Here is a 21749-nt window from a genome sequence, read left to right as displayed (position 1 = left end):
GATTCCGTACTGTAGGACGGTGACCTCGACGACCCGTAACCTCGCTCTCACCCTCTCCACGGCAGCACTCCTCGCGCTGTCCCTCACCGCGTGCTCGCCGAGCACCGCCTCCGACGCTCCGACCTCGACGGCGAGCTCCTCGGCGGCAGCCGACGACGGCACCTGCGCCGGCGTGACCGTCGTGGTCGACACCGGCGACCTCGACATCTCCGACGACCCGTCGGACACCGTGTGCGTCGACACCGACAAGACGATCCTCGGGACGGATGCCGTCACCGAAGCAGGGTTCACGACGGTCGGCACCACGACCTACCCCGACGATGTGATCTGCCGCGTGAACGGCGTGCCGGCCGAGGAGACCGAGCTCACCGGTGACGACGGCGCCGCGTACCACGAGACCTGCGCCGACATGCCGCCTGCGGCCGCGTACTGGGGGCTGTGGGTCAAGCCGGCCGACGGCGAGTGGGACTACGCGCAGACCGGTCTCTCCGCGCTCGAGCTGAACCCGGGCGACAGCGTCGAGCTGCTGTTCACCGTCAACGGCGCCCCGGCTTCGCCCACCTCGTGACCCGTGCGGGCCGGCTCCAACTGAGACCCGGCCCGCTGCGTACGGCGGCGGGGCTGGCGGCGTTCTTCGTCGCCGCCCGCGTCGTCTACCGCGTGCTGTTCCACGGCGCAGACGGCAGCGGCCCGGTGCTGCTGCCGCTCGCCGCCCTGCGGCTGCCAGCGCCCTTCTCGTGGGTGACGCTGCTCGGGCCCGTGACGCTCGACGGCCTGTGGGATGCGGTCCTCTCGGCGCTCCCGATCGCCGCCGTCATCCTGCTCTTCGGCCTGCTGAACGCCGTGTTCGACATCTCGCGGGTGTTCGGCCGGCTCGCTCGCCGCGGCCCGCTGCGCGGCATCGCCCGGGCTGTGGCCGTCGCGTGGTCGACCCTGCCGAGCCTCGGCCAGGCGGTGCGCACCGTGCACACTGCGCAGCGGCTGCGCGGAGAGAAAGCCGGACCGAGGATGCTGGTCCCCGTTCTCGAGCGCACGCTCGAACGAGCGGCGGCCGTCGCGAACGGGCTCGAGCTGCGCGGCTTCGGCGGCGTCGCCGCCGACGGGGAGTGCGACGCTCCGGTCTCGGTGCGCGACGCGGTCTTCGGCTTCGGCGGCTCCGTCGTGCTCGCCGTCGATCATCTCGCGCTCCGCACCGGCATGCTGACCGTGGTGACGGGCCCGACCGGATCGGGCAAATCGACGCTGCTGCGCGGTCTCGCGGGTCTCGTCGACCATGTCGACGGCGGATGGTCGACGGGCGCTGTGGAGGTGGCGGGTCTGGATCGACGACGAATCCCGCCGCGCGACTCCTCTCGGCTGGTCGGGGTCGTGCTGCAGAACCCCCGCGAGGCGTTCTGCAGCGAGTTCGTTCGCGACGAGATCGGACTCTCGCTGCAGCTGCGTGGAGTCGCCTCGGCGATCGTCGCCGCACGCGTGGATGAGGTCGTCGAGCGCCTGACGATCGCGCACCTGCGTGACCGCTCGGTGCACACGCTGTCGGCAGGCGAGGCGACCATGGTCGCGATCGCGGCGGCCGTGGTCGAGCGCCCGATCCTGCTGCTGATCGACGAGCCGCTCGCGGATCTGGATGCCCACGCGCGCGTGCGCGTGGTCGCCGCTCTCGATCGGCTCGCGCACGACGCTGGTCTGTGCGTGCTGGTCGCGGAGCATCGGGCCGCCGCCTTCGGCGAGGTCGCCGACGAATGGTGGGAGATCGACGGCTCATCGCTGCGGTCCGCCACGCCGCAGGGCGCGTCCCGCCCGTCGAGCGACTCTTCGGCGCGCTCGTACTCGCTCACCGCTGGTCTGCGCGAGCGCCGTGCTGAGCGAGCGCAGCCGCCGATGCCTCCGGAGCCTGCGCCACAGAGGCGAACCGAGGACGCGGCGGGGTCGCGACCCGGGGATGCCGCCCTCGCAGCATCGCATGTCCGCATCGCTGTCGGCGGCGTCATCGCCGTCGCGGATGCATCGCTCTCGCTCGGACGCGGGGAGATCGCCGCGTTGATCGGCCCGAACGGCGCGGGCAAGTCCACGCTTCTCACCGCGCTCGCCCTCCCTCCTCGCGATCTGGAGGTCGTGGGCAGCCCTGTCCTCGTCCCCGACGCCTCTGACAACCTGTTCACCTGTGACACCGTGGCAGCGGAATGCACGAGGGCCGACCGCTCGGCCCGCCGTACGGGTCTGCGCTCCGCGTCGACCACGGCCGCGCGGTTCGCGGCGCTGCTCTGTCTCGACGCCGCCGGCCTCGCGGAGCGGATGCCTCGGCATCCGCGGGACCTCTCACTCGGCGAGCGGCGCTGTCTGGCGATCGCGCTGCAGCTCGCGCGTTCCCCCGAGGCGCTCATGATCGACGAGCCGACCCGCGGTCTCGACGCGCGCGCCAGAGGGCAGGTGCGTGCGGCGCTGAGGCACGCGGCGGATCGGGGCGCTGCCGTGCTGATGGCGACGCACGATGCCGACTTCGCGGAGGATCTCGGCGCGCGGGTTCTGCGGATGAGGGACGGCGTGGCGCCCGCACCAGACCTCGCACTTCAGCTGCCGGACGAGTCCTGCATCGATGCTGCTCCCGCATCCTCGTCCTCCTCCGTGCAGTCCACGGCATCCGCATCCGCGCCTCCGACGCCCATCCGTCGGGAGCATTCCCATCCGTCGGAGGAATCAGGCCTCGACGGCGGCGTGTCGCCCTCTCCCTCCCGACGGAACGACGCAGGGGCCGGTCTCGGACCATCCGGACGACCGGCGCGCAACGCCCGCGGCTGGCATGTCGTCGGCCGGAGGGCGGCAGTCGGAGGTCCGCTCTCGCTGCTCGCGGCGAACATCGTCGCCCTCGCCGCGTTCACCTGGCCGTTCGTCGCTGCCGCCCTGCCGACGCAGGCGAACACGGCCGTCCCCTGGGTCGCGCTCGCCCTCGCGCCGGTGGCGGTGCTCGTCGCGATCGCCGCTCTCGATCAGACGGTGCGTTCGGCGCACATCATCGCCTATCTGGGTGTGCTCGCCGCGATCGGCACTGCTCTGCGGATCGCGAGCACGGGCGTCGGCGGAGTCGAAGCCGTGTTCATCCTGCTCGTGCTCGCCGGCCGCGCCTTCGGCGCCCGGTTCGGGATGCTGCTCGGCGTCTCGACGATCCTGCTGTCGTCGACCGTCTTCGGCGGGTTCGGCCCCTGGACGCCGTTCCAGATGTTCGCCTGCGGCTGGGTGGGCGCCGGAGCCGGTCTCCTCCCCCGCCGGGTCAGGGGCTGGGCGGAGATCGCCATGCTCTGCGCCTACGGCGCCGCGGCATCCTATGTCTTCGGCCTGCTGCTGAACCTCTGGTTCTGGCCTTTCGCGATCGGCGGCGGCACCGCGATCTCCTACGTGCCTGGAGCTCCGATCACTCAGAACCTCGGCAGCTTCCTGCTGTACTCGCTCGTCACATCGACCGCCGGATGGGACACTCTGCGCGCGGCGACGACGATCATCGGCCTCGTACTGATCGGGCGCCCCGTGCTCGCCGCGCTGCGTCGTGCGAAGCCGGTCGTGGCCGATTCAGTGATGCCGCAAGTACCTACCCCCGCCATCCGCAAATAGTAGGCCGAAGCAATCGACACCATTTCCCGTGATCTTGGGGAAGTATCTTGCTATCGTGCAATAAATCACATTCACCCCTGCAAAAAGCGAGACCATGACAAAGTACGCTCTTCCACGACTCGACTTCAGTTCCGACCTCGTCGCGACTCTCTTCGAAGTGGAACGCCTGCGTTCCTACATCGGCTCAGGGGACATCCCGATCGACACTTACGTCGAGTTGCATCAGCTCTTCGATACCGTGATGAGCGTCATCTCCGCCCGCATCGAAGGCAACCATACAACGGTCTACGACGCCCTGGAACAGATCGATCACGCAGCGCCATCCGACTCGCTTCGCGAGATCCGAAACATAGCAGCGACCGCTCGCTTCATCGACACCCAGGATCCCGCGCAGCCGCTTACGCATGCTTTCATCCGCGAACTCCACTCGAGCACCGTCAGGGGCCTCGTCAGAGAAGGTGACCCGAACCCGGGCAGCTACCGCGAGGTCGACGTCGCAATCACGAACTCCGCGCACACCCCGCCTTCCTGGGTGCTCGTACACGCGGAGATGACCGAGCTTCTTGATTTCGCGAATGCCGAGCGTCCACCGCACGAGCAGATGCTCCAGGTCGCCCTCGCGCATCATCGATTGGTCTGGATCCACCCATTCCGAAACGGCAACGGACGCGTTTCTCGTCTGTTCACCTACGCGATGCTCCGGCGGACCATCTTCGCCTCCGGCGGCCACAGCTCGCTCAATCCCACGGCCGTGTTCGGCAACGACCGTGAAGCGTACATCGCTGCACTCGAAGCCGCGGATGATCTGAGCGAGCAGGGCACGACGACCTGGATCTCGTTCTTCGCGCGCGGCCTTCGCGATGACCTCGCACGTCTCAACACGTTCGAAAAGAGCGAATACGTCAATGAAGAACTCATTCGGCCCGCCCTGGGGAACCTCCGCCGCGACGGCGTGATCTCCTCCGAGGAAGAAAAAGCGTTGAATCTGGTCGCTTCGCTGGGCGTCGTGAAGGCCGGCGACCTGCAGAGCGCGCTCCCCGGAAGCCCATCGGTACGCTCCCGTGCAATCGGCTCGCTGATCGCGCGTGGTCTGCTCACCCAAGCCGATGAAGGACCTCGATTCTACCGACTGGTCTTGTCCAGCGGGCCCCTCGCTCCTCGGCTCGTGCGCCGCCTTGACGCTCTTGGATACCTTCCGCGGATGCTTTCGGACGATTGACGGCGGAATACCCGACACGCGGTCACACCGAGAAGTACTTCGCCTCCGGGTGGTGGAACACGAAGGCATCCGTCGACTGCTCGGGGTGCAGCTGCAGCTCCTCGCTGAGCTCGACGCCCATGCGCTCGGGGCGCAGCAGCTCGACGACCTTGCGGCGGTCCTCCATGTCGGGGCACGCCGGGTAGCCGAGCGAGAAGCGCGCTCCCCGGTACTCGAGCTTGAACAGGCCCGCCGTGTCGGTCGGGTCCTCGGCCGAGAAGCCGAGCTCCGAGCGGATGCGAGCGTGCCAGAACTCGGCGAGCGCCTCGGTGAGCTGCATCACGAGCCCGTTGAGCTCGTAGTAGTCGCGGTACCTGTTCTCGGCGAACAGCTTCGCGGTGACCTTGTCGATCGCGGCCCCCGCGGTGACGAGCTGCACGGGCAGCACATCGACCTGACCCGACTCGCGCGAGCGGATGAAGTCGGCGAGGTTCAGGTGCCGATCGCGCCGCTGCCGCGGGAAGGTGAAGCGCAGGCGTTCGGAGCCGAGAGGACCCGAACCGCCGTCGGGTGCGAGCAGTCCAGGAACGCCCAGGATGCCGTCGGGGTCGTCACCGTGGTGCAGCACCACCACGTCGTCACCCTCCGACACCACGGGGAAGTACCCGTAGGCGACGGATGCATCCAGCATCCCCTCCGCGAGGATCCGGTCGAGCCAGTACCGAAGACGCGGCCGCCCCTCGGACTCGACGAGCTGCTCGTACGAGGCGCCGTCTTCACCGCGGCCCGGCTTGAGCCCCCACTGGCCCATGAAGGTCGCCCGCTCGTCGAGATACGCCGAGTAGTCGGCGAGCGCGATGCCGCGGACTATGCGGGTTCCCCAGAACGGCGGTGCGGGGACCTCGTTGTCGGATGCCACGTCCGAACGGGCCGGCAGGTTCTCGGGCTCCGTGAGGGTGAGCTGCGCGCCGCGCGCGTGGATGCGCTTCTTCAGAGCGGGCAGGCCCACCTCGGCGGGATCCTCGCCGCGCGCCACGCGCACGAGCGGCTCCATCAGCGCGAGGCCTTCGAAGGCGTCCTTCGCGTAGCGGACCTCGCCGTCGAACATCCCGGCCAGATCGTCCTCGACATAGGCCCGGGTGAGCGCCGCGCCGCCGAGGATCACCGGCCACTTCTTCGCCAGTCCCCTGGCCTGCAGCTCGAGGAGGTTCTCCTTCATCACGACCGTCGACTTCACGAGCAGACCCGACATGCCGATCACGTCGGCATCGTGCTCCTCTGCGGCGGCGATGATGTCGGCGATCGGCTGCTTGATGCCGAGATTGATCACCTTGTAGCCGTTGTTGGTGAGGATGATGTCGACGAGGTTCTTGCCGATGTCGTGCACGTCGCCGCGCACCGTCGCGATCACCATCGTGCCCTTGCCCGAGGCATCCGACTTCTCCATGTGCGGCTCGAGCAGCGCGACGGCGTTCTTCATGACCTCGGCCGACTGCAGCACGAACGGCAGCTGCATCTCACCGGCGCCGAAGCGCTCGCCGACGACCTTCATGCCCTCGAGCAGGTGGTCGTTGATGATGCCGAGCGCGGTCTTGCCCTCGGCGCGCGCGAGGTCGAGATCCTCCTCCAGCCCCTTGCCCTCGCCGTCGATGATCCGGCGCTCGAGGCGCTGCCCCACGGGAAGAACCGCGAGCTCCGCAGCCCGCTGGTCGCGGAGGGCCGCGGTGTCGACGCCGGCGAACAGGTCGAGCATGGTCGACAGCGGGTCATAGGTGACGTTGCCGTCTGCGTCGTACTCGCGGCGATCCCACACCAGGTCGAGGGCGACCTTGCGCTGCTCTTCGGGGAGGGATGCCAGGGGCACGATCTTCGCGGCGTCGATGATGCCGCTGGAGAGTCCGGCCTCGGATGCCTCGTGCAGGAACACCGAGTTCAGCACCATGCGCGCGGCCGGGTTGAGCCCGAACGAGACGTTCGAGACGCCGAGGGTGGTGTGGATGCCGGGATACTTCTGCGTGATCTGGCGGATCGCCTCGATGGTCTCGATGCCGTCGCGGCGGGTCTCCTCCTGGCCCGTCGCGATCGGGAAGGTCAGGGCGTCGACGATGATGTCCTCGACGCGCATGCCCCACTCTCCGGTGAGCTCGTCGATCAGGCGCGAGGCGATCGCGACCTTCCCCTCGGTCGTGCGCGCCTGACCCTGCTCGTCGATCGTGAGCGCGACGACGGCGGTGCCGTGCTCCTTCACGAGCGGCATGATCCGGCCGAAGCGGCTGCCGGGCCCGTCGCCGTCTTCGTAGTTGACCGAGTTGACCACGGGCCGTCCGCCGATGAGCTCGAGCCCGGCCTGGATGACGGGAGGCTCGGTGGAGTCGATCACGAGCGGCAGCGTCGACTGCGAGGCGAACCGCGAGACCACCTCGCGGATGTCTGCGACCCCGTCGCGGCCGACGTAATCGACGCAGACGTCGAGCAGGTGCGCCCCGACGCGGATCTGGTTGCGGGCGATCTCGACGCAGTCGTCCCAGCGCGAATCGAGCATCGCCTCACGGAACGCCTTCGAGCCGTTCGCATTGGTGCGCTCGCCGATCGCGAGGTACGAGGCATCCTGATCGAACGCGACGTGCTGGTAGAGGGAGGCGACGCCGGACTCGATCTCGACCTCTCTGGTCGTCGAGCGAGGGAGCGCCGGCGACGGAGACGAAAGGTCGTCCGCGTCGCCATCGCGTTTCGTCTCGCTTCGCTCGCTCAACGACCCGGGGGTCAGCCGGTAGGGCTCGAGCCGCTCGACCACGGCGGCGAGGTGCTCGGGCGTGGTGCCGCAGCATCCGCCCACCAGCCCCAGGCCGAACTCGCGCACGAACTGCTCGTGTGCCGTGGCGAGCTCTACAGGAGCGAGGGGGTAGTGAGCGCCATTCGCGCCGAGCACGGGCAGGCCCGCGTTCGGCATGCACGCGATCGGCACGGTCGAGTGCTTCGACAGGTGCCGCAGGTGCTCGCTCATCTCGGCGGGACCGGTGGCGCAGTTCAGGCCGATCGCGTCGACGCCGAGCGGCTCCAGGGCCGTCAGGGCCGCGCCGATCTCCGAGCCCATGAGCATGGTGCCCGTGGTCTCGACGGTCACCTCCACGAAGATCGGCAGGCGGGTGCCACGCGCGACGATGGCCTGACGGCATCCGTTCACCGCCGCCTTCGTCTGCAGCAGGTCCTGGCTCGTCTCGATCAGGAAGGCGTCGGCGCCCCCGTCGATGAGCCCCTCGGCCTGCAGCGCGAAGGTCTGCTTGAGGTGGTCGTAGGTGGTGTGCCCGAGACTCGGCAGTTTCGTGCCGGGGCCCATCGAACCGAGCACCCATCGCATGCGTCCGTCAGTCGCCTCGGCGGCTTCCGCGCGCTCGCGGGCGATGCGGGCGCCGACCTCGGCGAGCTCGTGGATGCGGTCGTCGATGCCGTAGTCCGACAGGTTCGACCAGTTCGCGCCGAAGGTGTTCGTCTCGACCGCGTCGATGCCGGTGGCGAAATACGCGTCGTGGATGCCGCCGATCACGTCGGGGCGGGTGACGTTGAGGATCTCGTTGCAGCCCTCCAGCCCCTCGAAGTCGCCCTCGATCGAGAGGTCGTGCTGCTGCAGCATCGTACCCATCGCGCCGTCGGCGATGACCACGCGCGACTGCACGGCGTCGAGAAGCGCCTGCGAGCGGGCCGGTCGGTCGAAGGCCTCGATGTCGAGGGCGTGGCGGGGAGTCGGCATCTGTCCAGCCTATTGCCGCGATGAGCCGTGTTTCACGGGGTTTCGGGGCCAGAATGGGGGCATGCTCCCCTCCCTCGCAGACCTGCTCGGCTCAGCCCGGGTCGTCGCCCTTCCGATGGCCACCCGGTTCCGCGGAGTCGATGCGAGAGAGGCGCTGCTTTTCGAGGGCCCCGAGGGCTGGGCCGAGTTCTCTCCCTTCGTCGAGTACGCGGATGCCGAGGCGGCGACGTGGCTCGCCGCGGCGATCGACTTCGCCTTCCGCCCGCAGCCCGCGCCGCTGCGCGACCGGATCCCTGTGAACGCGACCGTTCCCGCGGTCGAGGCCGCGCGAGTATCCGAGGTCCTCGCCCGATTCGCGGGATGTCGCACGGCCAAGGTCAAGGTCGCGGAACCCGGACAGACTCTCGCCGACGACATCGCCCGTGTGCGGGCGGTGCGCGAGGCGATGGGCCCCGAGGGCCGCATCCGCGTCGACGCCAACGGCGCGTGGAACGTCGACGAGGCCGAGCACGCCGTGCACGCGCTGAACGAGTTCGACCTGGAGTACGTCGAGCAGCCGTGCGCGAGCGTCGACGAGCTCGCCGACCTGCGCAGGCGGGTGAAGTACATGGGCATCCCTGTCGCGGCCGACGAGAGCGTGCGCAAGTCGTCCGATCCGCTCGCGGTCGCGCGCGCGAAGGCCGCCGACCTGCTGGTGATCAAGGCGCAGCCGCTGGGCGGCGTCACGCACGCGCTGCAGATCGTGACCGCCGCGGGCCTGCCCGTCGTCGTCTCCAGCGCCCTCGACACAGCGGTCGGGCTCTCGCAGGGCGCCGCGCTGGCGGCGGCGCTGCCCTCGCTCGACTACGACTGCGGGCTCGGCACGTCATCGCTCTTCCTCGACGACGTCGCCGATCTGCGGGCCGTCGACGGCTCGATCTCGGCAGAACGGGTGACTCCGGATGCCGCGGCCCTCGATCGCCTGGCCGCCCCCGACGACCGCCGGGACTGGTGGCTCGACCGGCTTACGCGCTGCCACAAGGTGCTTGGCCTCGGAGGCGATGCGGCTTAGCCTGTCGGCATGTGCCGCAACATCGTCCCTCTGAACAACCTCGCTCCGGCCGCGACCGACGACGAGTGCCACGACGCCGCGCTGCAGTTCGTGCGCAAGATCGCGGGAACGACCAAGCCCTCCCGCGCCAACCAGGCGGTCTTCGACCGGGCGGTCGAGGAGATCGCGCACGCCACGCGTCATCTCCTCGACGATCTCGTCACGACGGCGCCCCCGAAGAACCGCAGCGAGGAGGCGGCGAAGCGACAGGCGCGCTCGGCCGAGCGCTACGAGGCCATCAGGGTGTTCCAGCAGGAGAAGCGCGCCGCGCGCGCCGCATCCTGACACCCGCCTTCCCCACTGGGGCCGTCACTCGATGAGCATGGAGACGAGGCGGCCGAGCTCCTCGCTGCCTGCGCGACGCAACTGCGCGGCATCCTGCCCCGCCATCGCGCCGCGCACCGTCATGCCCTCCCACACGATCATGAGCATGCGCGCGGCGGCCTCCGCCGGTTCGCGCAGCCGGAGATGACCGGCCGCCACGATGTCGGTGATGATCCGGGCGATGCTGGCGACCATCTCGCGCTCCTGGGCGAGGTAGGCGGCGCCGAAGGCCTCGTCGCGGAGCGCCCTGATGCGGATCTCGCTCATGAGCATGACGCCGAGCCGGTCGTCCTCACCCGAGTCCATGATGTCCTGCACGAGCTCGATCGGGTCGCAGCCCTCTGACAGCGCCCCGTCGGCCGCCATCTCCTCCACCCGCGCGCGCACCGCGGCCACGCGCTCTTCGCCGACGCTCGCGGCGAGGGTGAGGAACAGCTCGTCCTTGGACTCGAAGTTCGAGTAGAACGCACCGCGGGTGAACCCTGCGCGCTCGCAGACGACCTCGACCGATGCGCCGTCCAGGCCGACCTCGGCGAAGACCTGGGCTGCGGCGTCGAGAAGTCGGGCTCTCGTGTTCTCGCGACTGCGCGTAGCGGATGTCGTCATCGATTCATCCTCCCATCGTCATCCGGAGCCCAGCCGTGGATTCCCACCCGGCACACAGACTTTCCGGTGCGGACCACCTTACGATACATCTATGTATTGAATACACCCGTGTATCCAATCTGGGAATCCCGAAGGAGCCTCGTGTCCACTCTCCTGTCCACGCTCGGTCGCTGGTCGTTCCGGCACCCCTGGCGCGTGCTCGTCTCCTGGCTCATCATTCTGGGCATCGCGGGTGCGGGCGCGGTCGTGCTGGGTCAGGGCACCGACAACACCTTCTCGATCCCCGGCACGGAATCCCAGGCGGGGCTCGAACAGCTGAACCGGTCGTTCCCCGCAGTCAGCGGAACCAGCGCGCAGATCATCGTGGTGGCCGCCGACGGCGACTCGATCACGGATGATCCGTATCGGAAGGACATCGAGGACGCGGCCCTGCAGTTCGCCGATGTCGACGACTCGGTGCTCTCGGCGACGTCGCCGTACGACGAGCATGTCAACGGCATGATCAATGACGACAAGACCGCGGCCATCATCCGCCTGCAGTTCGAGGGCCAGGCCAGCGATGTCTCGGCCGAGACGAAAGACGCCCTGACCGATCTGGCCGACGAGCTCGGCGCGGAGCTCCCCCAGGGCTCGCAGACCTCTCTCGGCGGCGAGCTCTTCGCCACCTCCATCCCCGGCGTGACGCTCACCGAGGCGGTCGGTCTCCTGATCGCGCTGCTCGTGCTCATCGTGACGTTCCGCTCCTTCGCGGTCGCGGGGCTGCCGCTGCTGACGGCGATTCTCGGCGTGGGCGTCTCCATGGCCGGGATCTTCGCGGCGACGGCGTTCGCCACCGTCTCCTCGACCACGCCGCTTCTCGCCCTCATGCTGGGTCTGGCCGTCGGCATCGACTACGCCCTGTTCATCATGGCGAGGCACCAGGACCAGGTCCGTGAGGGAGTGGACCCCGAGGAGTCCGCCTCCCGCGCCGTCGGCACCGCAGGCTCGGCCGTGGTGTTCGCCGGCATCACCGTGCTGATCGCTCTGATCGGACTCGGCTTCGCCGGCATCCCGTTCCTCACCACCATGGGCATCGCCGCATCCGTCGCCGTCGCGGTCGCCGTCGCGATCGCCGTGACGCTCACCCCTGCGCTGCTCGGCTTCCTGAAGGGACGCGTCACCGGCTGGAAGCGCACCCCGCGCCCGCGGCGAGCGAAGAAGGGGCAGGAAGGCGAGCCTCCGGCCGCGCCCCTGAACCGGCCGAAGGGCAGCGAGGGCTGGGTCGCGGGCGTCACCAAGCGCCCGATCCTCGTATCGCTGGCCGTCGTGATCGGACTCGGCGTCGTGGCGGTGCCCGCACTCAGCCTGAACCTCGCACTTCCCAACGCCGGGGTGCTGCCGAAGGACTCGCAGGCGCGCCAGAGCTATGACCTCGTCGGCGAGCAGTTCGGCCCCGGATTCAACGGCCCGCTGATCCTCACAGGCACGATCGTCACCTCGACCGACCCGCTCGGTCTCATGGAGGATCTCGGCGACGCGGTCGCCGAGATCGACGGCGTGAAGGAGGTCGCGCTCTCCACCCCCAACGAGACCGCCGACACCGGAATCGTGCAGATCGTCCCCGAGACCGCCCCCGACGACCCGGCGACCGCCGATCTCGTGCGCGAGCTGCGCTCGCACCACGACGAATGGCTGAAGAAGTTCGGCATCGACCTCAAGGTCACCGGCTTCACGGCGGTCGGCATCGACATCTCCGACCAGCTCGGCAACGCGCTGCTGCCGTTCGGGATCTTCGTGATCGGTCTGTCGCTGATCCTCCTCACCATCGTCTTCCGCTCGCTGTGGGTGCCGATCACCGCCGCCCTCGGGTACCTGCTCTCGATCATCGCCGCCTTCGGCATCGTGGGCGCGGTGTTCGAATGGGGCTGGTTCGCAGACGCCCTGCACGTCGCGAAGGTCGGCCCGATCATCAGCTTCATGCCGATCATCCTGATGGGCGTGCTGTTCGGACTCGCGATGGACTACCAGGTGTTCCTGGTGTCGCGCATGCGCGAGGACTACGTGCACGACAAGGACTCGAAGAGCCCCGACGCTTCGACGGGCTCAGCGACCCAGATCAAGAGGGCCGCCGCGCTGCGCGCCGTGCGCAGCGGCTTCGCGGGGTCGGCGAAGGTCGTCACGGCTGCCGGACTGATCATGTTCGCGGTGTTCGTGGCGTTCGTCCCCGAGGGCGACTCCTCGCTCAAGCCGATCGCCCTCGGTCTCGCAGCCGGCATCGCGATCGACGCCTTCCTCGTGCGCATGACCCTGATTCCCGCGCTCATGGCGATCCTCGGCGAGCGCGCCTGGCAGATTCCGAGGTGGCTCGAGAAGATCCTCCCGAGCGTCGACATCGAGGGCGAGGCGGTCGAGCGAGAGCGTCATCTGGCCGACTGGCCTGGTGACGACTCGGTGGTCGCCGCCGACGACCTCGTGATGGCGGATGCCGGAATCGAGGCGCTGCACATGCGCGTCGCCCCGGGAGGCAGCGCCGTGCTCACCGGCGGCGCAGCGGGCACGCGGCGAGTGCTCGCGCTCGTGCTCGCGGGTCGCGTCGCCCCGGACTCCGGACTGCTGCGCGTCGCAGGTCACCTGCTGCCTGGTCGGGCGGCCTGGGTGCGCGCGCACGTGGGAGTTGTGCTCGCGACGCAGGCCGGCGCCACCGCATCCGACCTCTCCGAAGCGCTGCGGGGGTGCCCCGCCCTGGTCGTGATCGACGGCGTCGACGCGCTCTCCTCCGCCCAGCGCGACCAGCTCGCGGCCCGCCTGCGAGATGCGGATGCCGCGACGGCCGTCGTGCTCACGGGCGCGTCGTCCGCGCCGGCACTCGACGTCCTCGCGTCGGCCGGCCGCTCGGCCCCCGACGTGATCGACATCTCCACCCGATCCGCTCAGCATTCCGACGAATCCTCCGAGGTGACCGCATGACCCTCCCCATTGAGCGTGCCCGTACGCGCAGACCCATCACCTGGCTGACAATCCTCGGCGTGCTGCTGCTCCCTGCAGCCGTCGGCGGGATCCTCGTCGCCGCCCTGCAGAACCCCACCGAGCGGCTCGACTCCATGACCGCGGCGATCGTCAACCTCGACGAGCCGGTCACGATCGACGGGCAGCTCACGCCTCTCGGCCGCCAGCTGGCCTCGGGGCTGGTCGAGGGGTCGGACGACCTCGACTCGAACCTCACGTGGGTCATCTCGAACGAGGACGACGCGAAGGAGGGCCTCGCCGACGGCACCTACCAGGCGGTCATCACGATCCCCGAGGACTTCTCGAAGGCCGCGACCTCGGCGGGCACGGCGATCGCAGACGGCGGTGGCGCCGCATCCGATGACGCCGAGAAGGCCACGATCACGGTGACCACTCCCCCGGACGGGCTCGTCGCAGACGACTTGATCACCGGACAGATCGCCTCGGTGGCGGCGGCCAGCACGGGCTCGATGCTCAGCGAAGCGACCATGAGCAACGTCCTGGTCGGCTTCACGACCCTCGGTGACCAGATCGGCGACGCTGCGGACGGCGCTGTGCAGCTCGCATCCGGAGCCCGGGATGCCGCGACCGGCGCGGCTGCCATCCCGGACGGTGCGGCCAAGCTCGCCACCGGTGCGACCGGACTCAGCACCGGAGCGTCGGAGCTGTCCACGGGACTCACCACCATGGCGGGCAGCACGCGGCAGCTTGCCGGTGGGGCGAGCCAGCTGGGGACGGGGCTGCTCAGCGGCGCGACCCAGCTCGAGCAGCAGACGGCGGGAATGCCCGCGCTCGTCGGTGGAATCCAGAGCGCCGCGGGCGCGGCCGGCACGGCGGCGACCGGCTCGGCGGCGCTGGCGGGAGATCTCAGCTCGCTGGCGACAGACTGCGCGAAGCCCGACTCCGGCGTGCCCGCCGCGATCTGCGACCGGATCAAGACGGCCGCGGCGTCCGCCGGTGGCGTCGCGACGTCTGCCGGCGCGGCATCCGGAATCCTGAACGACCCGCAGATCGCAGGCGGCGTCGCAGCCCTTCCCGGCACGTTCACGACCCTCGCGACCAACATGCGCACAGCCGGAACCGGCGCGTCCTCGATCGCCGCGGGCCTGAACCAGCTCGCGACCGACGGACTCGACAAGTCCGCCTCAGGTGCCGCCCAGCTCGCCGACGGCGCCGCCCAGCTGTCCGACGGGGCGACCCAGCTGTCCGCCGGAGCGGGTGAGCTCGCCACGGGCCTCGACACCCTCGCCACAGGGACCGGCGATCTCGCCGGCGGTCTGCGCACGGCATCCGACTCGCTGCCGTCCTTCACCGACGGGGAGTCCAAGTCCCTCGCCACGGTGATGGCGGATCCCGTGAAGACGAACTCCGAGGCGACGACGATCTTCGGCCCGACCGCGATCCCGCTTCTCACCGCAGTCGTGCTCTGGTTCGGCGGCCTCGCGTCGTTCATCGTGATGCGAGCGCACACCGCGCGCACACTGACCTCACGACGCTCCTCCGCGGGCCTGGCGCTGCGTGGCTTCGCTCCCGCCGCACTGATCGGGGCAGGGCAGGGCGTGCTCGTCGCGCTGATCGTGCAGATCGTGGCGAGCTACGACGCGGGCACTTGGTGGGCGTTCGCCGGCACCGCCGTACTCGCGGGCATCGCGTTCGCCGCCGTGAACCAGGCTCTCGTCGCGGTGTTCGGCGGCGCCGGGCGCTGGGTGGGCGCCCTGATCGGCGTGCTCGCCGTCGCGACGGGCCTCATCTCGACCGTTCCCGGATGGCTAGCCTCGATCGGATCCGCGCTGCCGACGGCACCCGCATTCACCGGTCTCATCGCCGCGAACGGCGGCGCCGCCGCGGCGCTCGTCGTGTGGGGTGTGCTGCCTCTGGTCGTCACGACCATCGTGATCACGCTGCGCCGCACGACCTCCGCGAGGACCGCGCTGGCGACCGCCTGACGCCGCGAGTGGCAGACGGATGCCGTGAGACGTCGTACGCTCAGGGGATGCGCCGACCGTTCATGAGCACCCCTGAGCAGCTCGCCTCACTCGATGGTCAGCAGTACCTCGTGCTGCGCCCGACGTCGGTGGTCGCCGACCGCTACCGCGCAGAACAGCGCACGGCGCTCGCACGGGCCGACGTCCCGCACCCGCACACCGGGCACGTGACGCTTCGGGGATTCTACGAGCCGGAGCGGCGCGAGGACCTCGCGGCTGTCGTGCGCAGATGGGCGGCCGCGCAACCCCCGATCGACGTCGTCGCCGAGGCGGTCGACGCGTTCCCCTCGCCCTGGCAGATCCTCATCATCCGGCTGTCGCGCACGGCGAGCCTGCTGTCCGCGTACGCGCGACTGACGGAAGCACTCGACCGCACCGACATCCGCCGGCTCGGAGAGCTGCCGCTCAAGGAATGGACCTTCCACATGTCGCTCGTCTACGCGAAGTCCCTCGCGCCGGCGCCATGGACGACGCTCTCGCACATGTCACGCCGCTCGATCGGCGGTCGGCCGTCCGAGAGCATCGGCGAGGTAGAGCTGGTCTGGTACGAGAACGGCGAGGAGCACTCCGAGGTGATCCCCCTCACCGGCTGATGCCGGAAGCCGGTGCGCGGCTCAGCTCAGGCCGGAGTACGCGTGCAGGCCCTTGAAGAAGACGTTCACGATCGTGAAGTTGAACATCACGGCGGCGAAGCCGACGATCGAGAGCCAGGCCGAGGGGTTGCCTCGCCAGCCGCGCGTCGCACGCGCGTGGATGTAGCCGGCGTAGATGACCCAGATGACGAACGTCCAGGTCTCCTTGACGTCGAAGCCCCAGTAGCGGCTCCACGCGTAGTGCGCCCAGATGGACCCTGCGATGAGCGTGAACGTCCACAGGATGAACCCGATGATCGCGAATCGGTAGGCCAGGCTCTCGAGCCGCTCGGACGCAGGGAACGTCGCCAGGAATCGCGGCCCGGTCTTCTCCGCGCCCTCGGCGAGCAGGCGCTCGCGACGGGACTGCATGAGCTGGGTCACAGACAGCGCGAACGACAGTGCGAAGAACGCAGTGCCGAGCGAGGCGACGAACACGTGGATGATCAGCCAGATGCTCTTCAGCGGATCCATCAGCGGCGTGATCTCGACGTAGAAGTTCGTCGAGGCGAGCCCCAGCAGGATCACCACGAGACCCGTGATGAAGGTGCCGAGATAGCGCAGGTCGATCCGGGTCAGCACGGCCAGGAACACGGCCACGATCAGCAGGGTGCCGATCATCGCGAACTCGTACAGGTTCGCCCAGGGCACACGTCCCGCGGCGATGCCGCGGGTCACGGTGGCTGCCAGGTGGAGCACCCAGGCGAGCGTCATGAGAGACGTGCCGATGCGAGCCATCATGAATCGCTGCGGTGCCGGGTCTCCGGCTGCGCCGGTGGCCGGGACCGATGCGGTGCTGCCGCCCACTCCCGCGCCGACGAGCTCGGCAGCGCGCACGGTGCGAGCGTCGGCGGTCGCCTGCGAGCGACGAGCGAGATCGACGGCGAACGCGACGAAGGATGCCGCGTAGATCGCGATCGCGGTCCACAGCAGCACCGGCGATATCACGGAGAGGTCGAACATGCTGTCAGTCTACTTTCGGGGGTCGGAAGACGGGATGCCGGAGGACGGGATGCCGGAGGACGGGCTCTCGGTGACGCCGGCGTCGTCGAGCAGCCGGGCGTGACCCTTCACGATGTCGTCCACCGCTGCGGCGAGCGTGGGGTCCTCGCCGCGCGCCAGCCCTGCGTACTCGAGCGCGACGGAATCTCCCGAGGCGGTCGCCTTCACCCAGATCCGGCGGCGGGGCACGAACAGCGCGAGCATGAGTCCGCCGAGTGCCAGAAGCGCGAAGGTCAGGACGAACACGCCCGACTCGTCGCGGTGGATCTGCAGCGACGCGAAGCGCTTCACGGCGTGCGACAGATCGGTCGCTCCGGCGGGCGACTCATCCTCGAACGTCACGGTGCCCATGCCGTTCGGCAGGTCGGCCGTCTGACCGGGCGTGAGCTCGAGCGACTCGGTGTCGGTGTCGCGCCCTGTGAGCTTGGTGAGGTCGGTGGTGTCGAGGACGTAGACCGACTTCGGGTCACCCTTGTTGATACCGAGGTCGCCCTTGTACACGTCGAGGGTGAGCGTGGGGTTGGTGAGATCCGGATAGGCCGAGAAGAACGCGCCGGTGTCGAGCACGCCGGTGGTCGGATAGAAGAACCCGAGGAGACCGAGCTGCTCCGGCATCCCGTCCGTGACCTTCACGACGCCCAGCGAGGTCATGTTCGCGTCCTGCGGCAGGAACGGCACGCTGTCGGTGAACACCACATCGCCTGCCGCGTTGCGCACGGTGATCGTGGGCGCGTAGCCGTTGCCGAGCAGGAAGACCTCGTCGTCGGCGATCGCGAGCGGCTCGTTGACCTTGACCGAGCCGGTGCGCTCCTTGCCGTTCTCCTTCACGGTCATGTTGGCCGAGAAGTCGCCCGCCTGTCCCGATCCGGCTTCACCGAACGGCTGATACGTCACGTCGAAGGAATCGAGGGTCATCGAGTAGGGCGCGAGAGCGCCGTCGCCGACGAAGCGCCCCCTGTTCATCGAGTCGTAGTCGAGCAGCGTGTTCGCGAACGTGCCGCCTTCGACCAGGACGCGCTGGCCGGTGTACGCGAATCCGCCGCCGACCCCCACTGTGATCAGCACGCCGACGAGCGCGATGTGGAAGACGAGGTTGCCGGACTCTCGCCAGTAACCGCGCTCGGCCGACACCGAGAAGGAGCGCTTGTCGTCGTACCGCTCGACGCGGTAGCCGAGAGCCTTCAGCTGCTTCTGCGCGATGTCGATCGACGCCGCGGCGTCGGCTGCGGCATCCGTCGCCTGGCGCTCCACCTCGCGGTGGTCGGCCAGCCTCTGCAGCCGGGCAGGGGTGCGCGGGGGCCGGGCCCGCAGGGCCTTCGCATGGTGCTTGATGCGCGGGATCACGCAGCCGACGAGCGAGGTGAACAGCAGCAGGTAGATCGCGGAGAACCACGGCGAGAGGTACACGTCGAACATCTTCAGCGCATCGAGCACCGGGAACAGATCGGGATTGTCGCGCTGCCACTGCGTGACGCCGTTCGGATCGGCCATGCGCTGCGGGAAGATCGATCCGGGGATCGCCGCGATCGCGAGCACCAGAAGCAGGATCAGCGCGGTACGCATCGAGGTCAGCTGGCGCCAGCCCCAGCGGAGCCAGCCGACGAGTCCGAGCTTCGGCTGGGTGATCGTGTCGTCACCGTCGATGTGGTCTGACGGGCGCAGAGGGTCGGTTTCCACGGAGTCCTTCTGGTCGTTCTGTTCGATCTGGTCAGAGCGGGAGGATGACACTGCCCATCACCGCCGTCAGCCGCGACATGATGCCCGTCCACAGGCCGGACACCATCAGGATGCCGAGCACGATGAGCAGGACGCCGCCGATGATGTTCACGACGCGGATGTGGCGGCGGAGGAACCCGATCGTCTTGGTCGCCCAGCCGAATCCGAGAGCGACGAGCAGGAACGGGATGCCGAGTCCCAGCGAGTAGGCGAGGCCGAGGAAGCTCGCACGCAGCGGGTCGCCGGCGTTGAACGACAGCGCCACGATCGCGCTGAGCGTCGGCCCCATGCAGGGTGCCCAGCCGATCCCGAGCGCGACGCCGAGCAGCGGGGCGCCGATGATGCCGGCCTTGGCGTCGACGTGGAAGCGGAGCTCTCTCTGCGCGAAGCCGAAGAAGCCGAGGAAGACGAGCCCCATCAGGATGATCACCGCGCCCAGAATGCGCGTGATGAGGTCGCCCCAGCGCAGCAGGAAGACGCCGACGGTGCCGCTGAGCGCGGTGATCCCGATGAAGACGACGCTGAATCCGAGGATGAACAGCAGCACCCCGAGCACCAGCTGCCGACGACCCGGGGCCTGCGCGGCCCTCGGGTTTCCTGAGCCTGCACGCTGGGTCCCTGCGCCTGCCCTCTGGGTTCCTGAGCCTGTCGAAGGGCCCACCGCTCCCCCGAGGAATCCGAGGTAGCCCGGCACGAGCGGCAGCACGCACGGCGACAGGAACGACAGGAGTCCGGCGACCATCGCGACGGGGATCGCGAGCCAGAGCGCACCCGAACCGATGATGTCGTGGGGGCTCACAGTTTCTCCGCGAGAGCGTCCTTGACGAGCGTGGAGAGGATGGACGGGCTGTCGATCGGGCCGATGATGCGGGCGGCGACGCGGCCCTGCTTGTCGAGCACGAGCGTCGTCGGGGTCGCCTGGATCGGCACAGCCTCGGCGAAGGCGAGCTTGGCCTCCGCGGTGTCGACGTCGATCAGGCTGGGGTACGTGATGCTGTACTCGTCGGAGAACGCCTTGGCGGTGTCGGCCTGGTCGCGCGTGTTCACGCCGATGAACGAGACGCCCTGGCCGTCGAACTTCTGCCAGACGGTCTCCAGGAAATCCGCCTCGACCCGGCACGGCGCGCAGCCCGCGTACCAGAAGTTCACGACGGTGACCTGACCCGCGGTGTCGGCGCTGGAGAACTTCTCGCCCGCCTCGGTGACACCGCCGAAGTCGACAGGTTCACCTCGCTCGGCGACGGGGATCTCGACGATCGCACCGTCGGCCGCGACATAGCCGTTGTTGTCACCGCTGAGGAACGAGTCGCTCACCGGATCGGGAGCGCAGGCGGTGAGACCGACGGCGACGACCGCGGCGAGCGCGGCTCCGATCGCACCGCGAACGAGGCGGATGCGGGAGCGGCGGCCGCTGCGGATCGGGTTGACCAAAGGCGCGACAGGCACGATTCCCAGTGTACGCAGGGGTTCCTATGCGTAGGCCGGATGGGGCGGGCCTCAGAATCGCGCGAGGACGTCGGCGACGCCCGCGCGGAATCTCGGGCATGTGGCGATGTCGTGGGCGCTGCAGCGCATCGCGTGCTCGGTCATCGCCTTCGAGCGCCGCATCTCTTCCATGCGACGGTCGATGTCGTCCAGATGCTGCTGCAGAACCTGATGCCGCTCCCTGGCGCCGTTGTCGAGCATCACGCCGATCTGCTCGAGGGTCATGCCGGCCGCCTTGCTGCGCTGGATCACCGCGATGCGGACGACCTCGTCCTCGCCGTAGCGGCGTCGTCCGGCGGCATCCCGCTCGGGACGCAGCAGGCCCACGGACTCCCAGTGCCGCAGCACGTTGGTGGGCAGATCGACGCGGGCGGCGACGTCGCCCACGGACCACGGATGCTCGGCATTTGACTTCATGTTGACATGAAGTCACAGACTGAGCTCATACGCAAGCACGACCGGAAGGAACACCATGTACGACGCGATCGTGATCGGCGCAGGACCGGCAGGACTGCAGGCGGCGCTCACCCTGGGGCGGATGCACCGCTCGACGCTGCTGCTCGACTCGGGCGAGTATCGCAACGGCACCGTGCTGCACATGCACAACGTCGTCGCGAACGACGGAACCGCGCCTGCGGACTTCCGCGCCACCGCCCGCGCGCAGCTCGCAGACTATGCAGAGGTCGAGATCCGCGACGTCTCCGCCGAGCGCATCACGGGCCGGCAGGACGACTTCACGGTGCAGCTCGCCGACGGCTCCGAGGTCACAGCGCGCCGGATCGTGCTCGCGACCGGAGTCGCAGACGAGCTGCCGGATGTCCCGGGACTCGGCGCGCTCTGGGGAACCCGCGCCTTCAGCTGCCCGTTCTGCGACGGCCACGAGCACACAGGAAAGCCCATCGCCGTGCTCGGCGCCGCCGATCGGGCCGAGCATCTCATCGGCCTTCTCGGGCGCTTCGTCGGCGAGATCACCGTGTTCCCGGTCGGCGCGGTCTTCAGCGATGACGAGCGTCGGATGCTGGAGAGCCGCGGAGCCCGCGTCAGCTCTACGCCCGTCGAGGAGGTGAGCATCGACGGCGCAGACGTCCGTGTGTCGGCAGGAGCCGAATCCACAGCCGTCGCGGGGATCTTCGTGGCGTCGGTCGTCTCGCGCCAGCGCGCGCCCTTCGCCGAGCAGCTGGATCTCCGGATGCTGCCCTCGGGGTCCATCGAGATCGACGATTTCGGCGCAACCTCCGTGCCCGGCATCCTTGCGGCCGGAGATCTCGCGCACCGCGCGGCTCTCCCCGGCCCCATGCCGGCGGTCCTGCTCGCCGCGGCCGCCGGGCAACTGGCCGCCATCGGCATCGTGCGCGCGCTCATCGAGTGATCC

At 69.2% G+C, this 21749-nt stretch carries 16 protein-coding genes; 9 read left to right on the top strand and 7 right to left on the bottom strand.

Features of this window, described 5'->3' with window-relative positions:
- Positions 1–19 precede the first annotated feature (19 nt).
- The 3 genes from RS84_RS11300 to RS84_RS11290 all read left to right on the top strand — a co-directional run bounded on the left by RS84_RS11300 (position 20) and on the right by RS84_RS11290 (position 4825).
- Positions 20–568, top strand: a complete 549-nt coding sequence (locus RS84_RS11300; protein WP_052676335.1) for a hypothetical protein — start codon at positions 20–22, stop codon at positions 566–568.
- On the top strand, positions 565–3606 hold the full coding sequence (locus tag RS84_RS11295; RefSeq protein WP_052676334.1) for an ATP-binding cassette domain-containing protein: 3042 nt from the start codon (positions 565–567) through the stop codon (positions 3604–3606). Before RS84_RS11300 ends, RS84_RS11295 begins: the two co-directional genes overlap by 4 nt.
- Positions 3607–3700: 94 nt before the next feature.
- Positions 3701–4825 carry a Fic family protein gene (locus RS84_RS11290; RefSeq protein ID WP_045257873.1) on the top strand — a complete coding sequence of 375 codons (1125 nt, stop codon included), beginning with the start codon at positions 3701–3703 and terminating at the stop codon, positions 4823–4825.
- 22 nt (positions 4826–4847) lie between these two features.
- Here the strand turns inward: RS84_RS11290 and RS84_RS11285 are convergent, their stop codons facing one another.
- Positions 4848–8552 carry a homocysteine S-methyltransferase family protein gene (locus RS84_RS11285; protein ID WP_045257872.1) on the bottom strand — a complete coding sequence of 1235 codons (3705 nt, stop codon included), beginning with the start codon at positions 8550–8552 and terminating at the stop codon, positions 4848–4850.
- A 61-nt stretch (positions 8553–8613) separates the two neighbouring features.
- On the opposite strand from RS84_RS11285, the gene RS84_RS11280 reads away from it, so the two are divergent.
- Together RS84_RS11280 and RS84_RS11275 are read left to right on the top strand one after the other, a co-directional pair.
- Positions 8614–9603: an o-succinylbenzoate synthase gene (locus tag RS84_RS11280; RefSeq protein ID WP_045257871.1), complete on the top strand. Its 990-nt coding sequence runs from the start codon at positions 8614–8616 to the stop codon at positions 9601–9603.
- A 9-nt stretch (positions 9604–9612) separates the two neighbouring features.
- A complete protein-coding gene (locus RS84_RS11275; protein ID WP_045257870.1) occupies positions 9613–9927 on the top strand; it encodes a DUF2277 domain-containing protein in 315 nt (104 codons plus the stop codon).
- 24 nt (positions 9928–9951) lie between these two features.
- Here the strand turns inward: RS84_RS11275 and RS84_RS11270 are convergent, their stop codons facing one another.
- Positions 9952–10572: a TetR/AcrR family transcriptional regulator gene (locus RS84_RS11270; RefSeq protein WP_045257869.1), complete on the bottom strand. Its 621-nt coding sequence runs from the start codon at positions 10570–10572 to the stop codon at positions 9952–9954.
- A 141-nt stretch (positions 10573–10713) separates the two neighbouring features.
- On the opposite strand from RS84_RS11270, the gene RS84_RS11265 reads away from it, so the two are divergent.
- From RS84_RS11265 to RS84_RS11255, 3 genes are read left to right on the top strand one after another with little or no spacing between them, the layout of a single operon-like run.
- Complete coding sequence (locus RS84_RS11265) at positions 10714–13518, top strand: MMPL family transporter (RefSeq protein ID WP_045257868.1); 2805 nt, start codon at positions 10714–10716, stop codon at positions 13516–13518.
- On the top strand, positions 13515–15503 hold the full coding sequence (locus RS84_RS11260; RefSeq protein ID WP_045257867.1) for a YhgE/Pip family protein: 1989 nt from the start codon (positions 13515–13517) through the stop codon (positions 15501–15503). Before RS84_RS11265 ends, RS84_RS11260 begins: the two co-directional genes overlap by 4 nt.
- A gap of 47 nt (positions 15504–15550) precedes the next feature.
- On the top strand, positions 15551–16135 hold the full coding sequence (locus tag RS84_RS11255) for a 2'-5' RNA ligase family protein (RefSeq protein WP_045257866.1): 585 nt from the start codon (positions 15551–15553) through the stop codon (positions 16133–16135).
- 21 nt (positions 16136–16156) lie between these two features.
- Here RS84_RS11255 and ccsB read toward each other — a convergent pair whose 3' ends face one another.
- The 5 genes from ccsB to RS84_RS11230 are packed head-to-tail and all read right to left on the bottom strand — an operon-like array spanning position 16157 to position 20794.
- Positions 16157–17137 (bottom strand): c-type cytochrome biogenesis protein CcsB, encoded by a 981-nt coding sequence (gene ccsB, locus RS84_RS11250; protein ID WP_045257865.1) that lies wholly within the window; start codon positions 17135–17137, stop codon positions 16157–16159.
- A gap of 9 nt (positions 17138–17146) precedes the next feature.
- Positions 17147–18904, bottom strand: coding sequence for a cytochrome c biogenesis protein ResB (locus tag RS84_RS11245; RefSeq protein ID WP_082062149.1), 1758 nt, complete (start codon positions 18902–18904; stop codon positions 17147–17149).
- Positions 18885–19634 carry a cytochrome c biogenesis protein CcdA gene (locus RS84_RS11240; RefSeq protein ID WP_152641818.1) on the bottom strand — a complete coding sequence of 250 codons (750 nt, stop codon included), beginning with the start codon at positions 19632–19634 and terminating at the stop codon, positions 18885–18887. Before RS84_RS11240 ends, RS84_RS11245 begins: the two co-directional genes overlap by 20 nt.
- A 53-nt stretch (positions 19635–19687) precedes the next feature.
- Positions 19688–20338 (bottom strand): TlpA family protein disulfide reductase, encoded by a 651-nt coding sequence (locus RS84_RS11235; protein WP_200892016.1) that lies wholly within the window; start codon positions 20336–20338, stop codon positions 19688–19690.
- A 51-nt stretch (positions 20339–20389) separates the two neighbouring features.
- Positions 20390–20794, bottom strand: a complete 405-nt coding sequence (locus tag RS84_RS11230) for a MerR family transcriptional regulator (protein WP_045257863.1) — start codon at positions 20792–20794, stop codon at positions 20390–20392.
- Positions 20795–20849: 55 nt separating this feature from the next.
- Between RS84_RS11230 and RS84_RS11225 the strand changes: the two genes are divergently transcribed.
- Entirely contained in the window at positions 20850–21746 is an 897-nt protein-coding gene (locus RS84_RS11225; protein ID WP_045257862.1) for an NAD(P)/FAD-dependent oxidoreductase, read from the top strand.
- The last annotated feature ends 3 nt before the right edge of the window (positions 21747–21749 follow it).

The sequence above is a fragment of the Microbacterium hydrocarbonoxydans genome (genome assembly GCF_000956475.1).
Classification (GTDB): Bacteria; Actinomycetota; Actinomycetes; order Actinomycetales; family Microbacteriaceae; genus Microbacterium; species Microbacterium hydrocarbonoxydans_A.
This window is presented reverse-complemented; position numbering and strand designations above follow the sequence as displayed.